The sequence below is a fragment of the Kitasatospora sp. NPDC004289 genome (genome assembly GCF_053602875.1).
On the sequence record NZ_JBSGEL010000154.1, the window covers coordinates 1 to 4,908 of the forward strand.

Annotated in this window: 6 protein-coding genes, 1 pseudogene and 1 riboswitch; of the genes and pseudogenes, 4 read left to right on the plus strand and 3 right to left on the minus strand. The window is 72.5% G+C overall.

Annotation, left to right across the window (positions count from 1 at the left end; translation table 11 throughout):
* Positions 1 to 92, plus strand: a 92-nt coding sequence (locus ACWEPF_RS39490; protein ID WP_452176471.1) for a Fe-Mn family superoxide dismutase, incomplete at its 5' end; no start/stop codon positions are given.
* Positions 93 to 186: 94 nt separating this feature from the next.
* A riboswitch (cobalamin riboswitch) is annotated at positions 187 to 424 on the plus strand.
* A 162-nt stretch (positions 425 to 586) separates the two neighbouring features.
* The gene (locus ACWEPF_RS39495; RefSeq protein ID WP_452176468.1) at positions 587 to 1,081 is read left to right on the plus strand and encodes an acyl-CoA thioesterase; all 495 of its coding nucleotides are present in this window, start codon (positions 587 to 589) and stop codon (positions 1,079 to 1,081) included.
* Positions 1,082 to 1,130: 49 nt separating this feature from the next.
* Here the strand turns inward: ACWEPF_RS39495 and ACWEPF_RS39500 are convergent, their stop codons facing one another.
* Positions 1,131 to 1,973 carry a hypothetical protein gene (locus ACWEPF_RS39500; RefSeq protein WP_452176469.1) on the minus strand — a complete coding sequence of 281 codons (843 nt, stop codon included), beginning with the start codon at positions 1,971 to 1,973 and terminating at the stop codon, positions 1,131 to 1,133.
* 268 nt (positions 1,974 to 2,241) lie between these two features.
* Here ACWEPF_RS39500 and ACWEPF_RS39505 point away from each other — a divergent pair, with 268 nt between their 5' ends.
* Positions 2,242 to 2,973: a DUF7873 family protein gene (locus ACWEPF_RS39505; protein ID WP_345284574.1), complete on the plus strand. Its 732-nt coding sequence runs from the start codon at positions 2,242 to 2,244 to the stop codon at positions 2,971 to 2,973.
* A gap of 531 nt (positions 2,974 to 3,504) precedes the next feature.
* Here ACWEPF_RS39505 and def read toward each other — a convergent pair.
* Both def and ACWEPF_RS39515 read right to left on the minus strand, forming a co-directional pair.
* Positions 3,505 to 4,167 (minus strand): peptide deformylase, encoded by a 663-nt coding sequence (gene def / locus ACWEPF_RS39510; protein ID WP_452176470.1) that lies wholly within the window; start codon positions 4,165 to 4,167, stop codon positions 3,505 to 3,507.
* A 141-nt stretch (positions 4,168 to 4,308) separates the two neighbouring features.
* Positions 4,309 to 4,824: pseudogene (locus ACWEPF_RS39515) on the minus strand (PepSY domain-containing protein); the annotation flags it as partial.
* 3 nt (positions 4,825 to 4,827) lie between these two features.
* Between ACWEPF_RS39515 and ACWEPF_RS39520 the strand changes: the two are divergent.
* Positions 4,828 to 4,908, plus strand: an 81-nt coding sequence (locus ACWEPF_RS39520) for a dihydrofolate reductase (protein WP_452176472.1), incomplete at its 3' end; no start/stop codon positions are given.

Genomic DNA, 4,908 nt, shown 5'->3' on the forward strand with positions numbered 1-4,908 from the left:
GCAACGTCCGCCCCGACTACGTCACCCGCCTCTGGGACGTCGTCAACTGGACCGACGTCACCAACCGCTTCACCACCGCCAAGAACACCTGACCCACAGTCACGCCACCGGGCCCCGCGTTCCTCCGGCGACGCGGGGCCCGTGCGCGGGGCCGAGCCGTTCCGACACCGGCCCGACCGTGGGCCGTAGAGTGACCGGTGCAGCTGGTTCGCCCCGCCGTTCGGGTGGGGCGTCGTAAGAGGGAACCCGGTGACGCCTTTCATCTGGCCATTCCGGGACTGCCCCGCAGCGGTGAGTGGGAACGACCGCCGTCACACGCACTGGGCCCATGACGGGCCCGGGAAGCGACGGCCACTAGGTGTCCGCCCTGTCCGGGACGGACGTGCCCGCGAGTCCGAAGACCTGCCACTGCCCGCGTGCCGGAGGGGTGCGCGGTCTCACCGCGACCCCGAGGGCGGGCCGACGGTGCGGGCGGACGCCTCGGGCTCCGCTCCGCCGCCGCGTGCCCCGTGGTCCGAGAACTCGCGAAGGAGAGTTCAGTGGAACGAGGCATCGGAACGGCACCGGCACACCGAGGGGGTCGTCGATGACCGGGACCCCGTGCGTCTCGCGCACGCCGGAGGAGTCGATGGTGACGCTGGCTCACATCATGAGCGACCACGACACCAACCTCTACGGGACGGTGCACGGCGGCGTGGTGATGAAGCTGATCGACGACGCCGCCGCGGCCGCAGCCGGGCGGCATGCCGGGGTGCCGGCGGTGACGGTGTCGGTCGACGGCATGTCCTTCCTCGCGCCGGTCCGCGCGGGTGACCTGCTGACCGTGCGGGCCCGGCTCGACCACGCGGGCAGGACCTCGATGGACGTGTCGGTGGTGGTCACCGCCGAGCGCTGGAACATCAGCGGCCCCGTCACCCGGGTGGCCACCGCCCAACTGGTGTTCGTGGCCGTCGACGCGGACGGCCAGCCCCACCGGGTCCCGCAACTCGTGACCGAGAGCACGGCCGACCGACGACGCCAACGCCGGGCACGGGAACGGCGGGCCGCCCGGGCCGGCCTGGTGGAGCGGGGCGCCGGCTAGCCGGCCCGTTCCGCCCCGTACGCTTCACGGACCGGCCGGCGCCCGGTGATCAGGGCCCGGCTGGCTCGGCGTTGTAGCCCGCGTGGACGGAGACCACCAGGACGGCGCCGTGCGCGGGGTAGGCGTCGGCGGCCAGCCGGTCGCGGCCGTACTGCTGCCAGTCGACGTAGTACCTCGTCCGCACCGTCGGGTACTTGAGCGCCACGTCGTGCAGAGCGGTCCCGTCGTCGAGGTACGGCAGGTGGGGTGCCTGGGCCACCTGCACGGTCGCCGTCGGCCGGCCGCCGTTGCCCCTGGCCTCGGCGGGGACGACGAAGTCGTCCTTCAGCGGCAGGGAGTACTGCATCCAGGCGACGTTCGGCCGCGCGGCCGCCACCGCGGTCTCCTCCGCGCTCGCGCCGCCGCCCGGGCTGTGCGCGTAGGCCAGCGCCTCGACCAGCCCGCCCTCCGTCCCCGCCCGGTTCGGGACCTCCCCGGCCCGCCAACCGGCGGCGGACAGCGCGGTGTCGACCTGCCGCAGCCGCTCCTTGAAGTCACCGTCGAAGGCCGAGTACACCGTGACGGTCCTGGTGCAGGTCACCGGGAGCCAGGTGTCCCGGGTGATCGCGAAGCCGTGGTCGACCGTGTCGGTCTCGCAGACGTCCGCCACGGTGGCACCCAGGCGGGTGGCCCACGGCAGGGCGGCGCCCAACTGACCGAGCTGGCCGTCCAGTCGGGCGCTCACCACGCCTCCCGCGGCCCGGGCCGCCGCCGACCGCGCCACCTTCTCCACGTCGGGCTGCGGCTCGGGCCGCAGGCTCAGGTACCCCCAGACGGCCACCCCGACCACCGCCGTCAGCACCACCAGTGCGACGGTGCCGCACCCGCGCGACCCACTCCCCCGTTCGGACATCGAGCCCGCCCCCCTGCGCCCTCGGCCACGTCCGCCCCGCACCGTACCCGAACCGAGCGGCACCCACCGGGCGGACACCGATCCGTTGCCCCGGAGCAATCCACCCGAGACCGGAGCGTCCGGTGCCCGGCCCGCAACCGGCGGCGGACAGGTCCGGTGCCCCGCCGACCGGGAGTGACGGAGCGTCAGTTCGCTTCGCGCGCAGTCGATCGACGCCCTTCGAATAAATGACCGGAGCATCCCGGCGATTGCTGGTAGCTTCCGTGACGTGCCGAAGCTGAATCAGATCATCGCCGTCGAAAAGGGCGTCAAGTCCAAGTCCTTCCAGGAGCTCACGCAGGCCCACCACGACCTGCAGAAGCCCGCCCTGCTGGCCGGCATCGCCCGGACCTACCAGCCGAAGGACGAGGAGGGCGAGCAGTTGCCGCCCGAGTCGACCCGGGTCCAGGTGAAGGCCGAGGACGTCCTGCGCAGCACCGCCGCGACGCTGACCCGGCTGTTCGACGTGACCGCCACCAAGGACTGGGCGAACCGGACGGCCGCCGCCGACGTGGTGGTGGACGGCACCGTCCTGCTGGCCGCCGTCCCCGTGCCGTACCTGCTCTTCCTGGAGAAGCAGCTCACAGACCTCTACACCTTCGTCCGCAAGCTGCCGGTGCTGGACGCCGCCGAGTCGTGGAACCTCGATCCGTCGACGGACTCCTGGAAGACCGACGCGGTGCGCACCATCCGCACCAAGAAGGTGCCGCGCAACCACGTGAAGGCCGAGGCCACCGAGAAGCACCCGGCCCAGGTCGAGGTGTACTACGAGGACATCCCGGTCGGCTACTGGACGACCGTGAAGTTCTCCGGCGCCCTGCCGGCCCGCCGGGTCAACGAACTGACGGAGCGTCTGGAGAAGCTCCAGCAGGCCGTGAAGTTCGCCCGCGAGGAGGCCAACAACGCCGAGGTCTCCGACCAGCGGGTCGGCGACGCGGTGTTCGGCTACCTGTTCGGGTAGCCCCACGATCGCCCCCCGTTCGAGCGGGGGGTGCGCTGAAGAGCGCAAGCTGAAACTGATGTTGAAGCTGACCACGGGATGACAGTGGGGGTTCGAATCCCTCCCCCGGCACCACACGGGCCGGGGTGGCCCAATTCGGTAGAGGCACATCCCATGAATCTCAGATTCTCGCTCCAGTCTCAGTATTCGCCGCCGATCACCGGATCGACCGGGAGCGGACGATCTTCGACGGATGCGGGTTCAAGTCCCGCCTGCGCCTCTCACCGTGGCGCGGTAGTTCAACGGCAGAACACGTCGATCTCAGAATGATCCGCCCCCTTCAACGTGCCGGTGTGCGCAATTGGGTGGCATCTCAGGGGCCCGGGAGCTGGATACGTTCCCGGGTCCCGTCACGTTCCGCCCCGTTCGGGGCGCGGTGGGCCCTCGGCCCCGGCTCGGATCCGGCGCACGCCTGCGCCTCCGCCACTTCATGGCCGAGGAAGCACCCGACGGGATCCGGGCGGCCGTCCATGCCCTCCTCGCCCGCTGAGCTCAGCGCTGCGGCAGGCCGAGCAGCTCGGCCCGGTCGAGGCGGGCTGCCAGCACCTGCTCCCGCTGCTCGGCCATCTCGGCCAGCACCGCACGGCGCTCGCGCTTGCCGAGGCGGTCGATGTAGAGCATCCCGTTGAGGTGGTCGGTCTCGTGCTGGAGGCAGCGGGCGAAGTAGCCGGTGCCCTCCAGCACCAGCGGCCTGCCGTCGATGTCGGTGCCGCGCGCCACCGTCCGGTCGGGGCGGCCGAGTTCGCGGCGCGGGCCGGGCACCGAGAGGCAGCCCTCGGTGGCGTCGGCCAGCCGGCGCTCCTCCTCGGCGGGCTGGTCGAGCACCGGGTTGACCAGGTGGCCGACGTGGCGGACGCCGTCCTCGTCGCGGCAGTCGTAGACGAACACGCGCAGGTCGACGTCGACCTGATTGGCCGCCAGGCCGACACCGGCGGCGGCGTACATGGTGGCGAACATGTCGTCCACCAGGCGGGCGAGTCCGGGCGTCCCGAACTCCTCGACCGCGCGGCAGGGCCGGTGCAGCACCTCCTCGCCCACCTCGGTGATCCGCAGGACGCCGCCCCGGGCCGCCTCGGGCGCGCGCTCGGGGTAACTGTCGACGGGCTCCCCGAAGAGTCGGACCCGGCGGTCGGTGGCGGTGCTGGAGGAGGTCATGGTTGCACCTTTCGGACGGGCTCCGGCCCGGCGGGTCGTAGGGGAAGCGGCGGCGACGATCGTATCGACTCCGCCGCTTCGCCCACGACCCGTGGGCCCCGGGCGGGGAAGGGACCAACGGCCCGTCCCCGCCCGGACCGGTCAGCTCGCCGAGGCCTTGCGGCCGCGGACCAGGCCGACCGCGACGTCCACCACGACGAACGCCGCCAGCGTCACGCCGAGCACGGGCAGGGCCCAGCCGAGTGCCACCGTCAGCGGGATGCCCAGCACCAGCGCGGTCACCGGGAGGCGCCGCCAGACGCCGCGGGCCGGGGCCTTGCCGAAGCGGGCCGAGCGGTCGGCGCGGGTGGGGCGGCGCTGCCACCACATCCGGTAGCCGAGGACGGTGATGACGCTGAGTCCGATGGCGAGGGCGGCCAGCACCAGCTGGTTGGCGAGGCCGAAGAGCCGGCCCATGTGGCCCTGGACGCCGAGCTTGGTGAGCTTGGACAGCACCGGGTACTCGGACCAGTTGGTCCGGGCGGTGACGGTGCCGGTGCCGTTCTTGACGTCGACCGCGACCCGGTCGTAGTGGACCGGCCAGGTGTTGTCGGCCTGCGCCACCGTCCAGGCCTTGCCCGCCTTGGCGGGCGGCGTGACCGTCACGGTGCCGCCAACGCGATGCCCTGGCACCTCCCGGAGGACCTGGCCCACTTCAAGGCCACCACCCTCGGCCGTCCGGTGGTGATGGGGCGTCGGACC

Bases quoted from the DNA above. Each gene is read 5' to 3' on its own strand.
- ACWEPF_RS39495 (WP_452176468.1), top strand. From the start codon at position 587: ATGACCGGGACCCCGTGCGTCTCGCGCACGCCGGAGGAGTCGATGGTG.
- ACWEPF_RS39500 (WP_452176469.1), bottom strand. From the start codon at position 1,973: ATGTCCGAACGGGGGAGTGGGTCGCGCGGGTGCGGCACCGTCGCACTG.
- def (WP_452176470.1), bottom strand. From the start codon at position 4,167: ATGACCTCCTCCAGCACCGCCACCGACCGCCGGGTCCGACTCTTCGGG.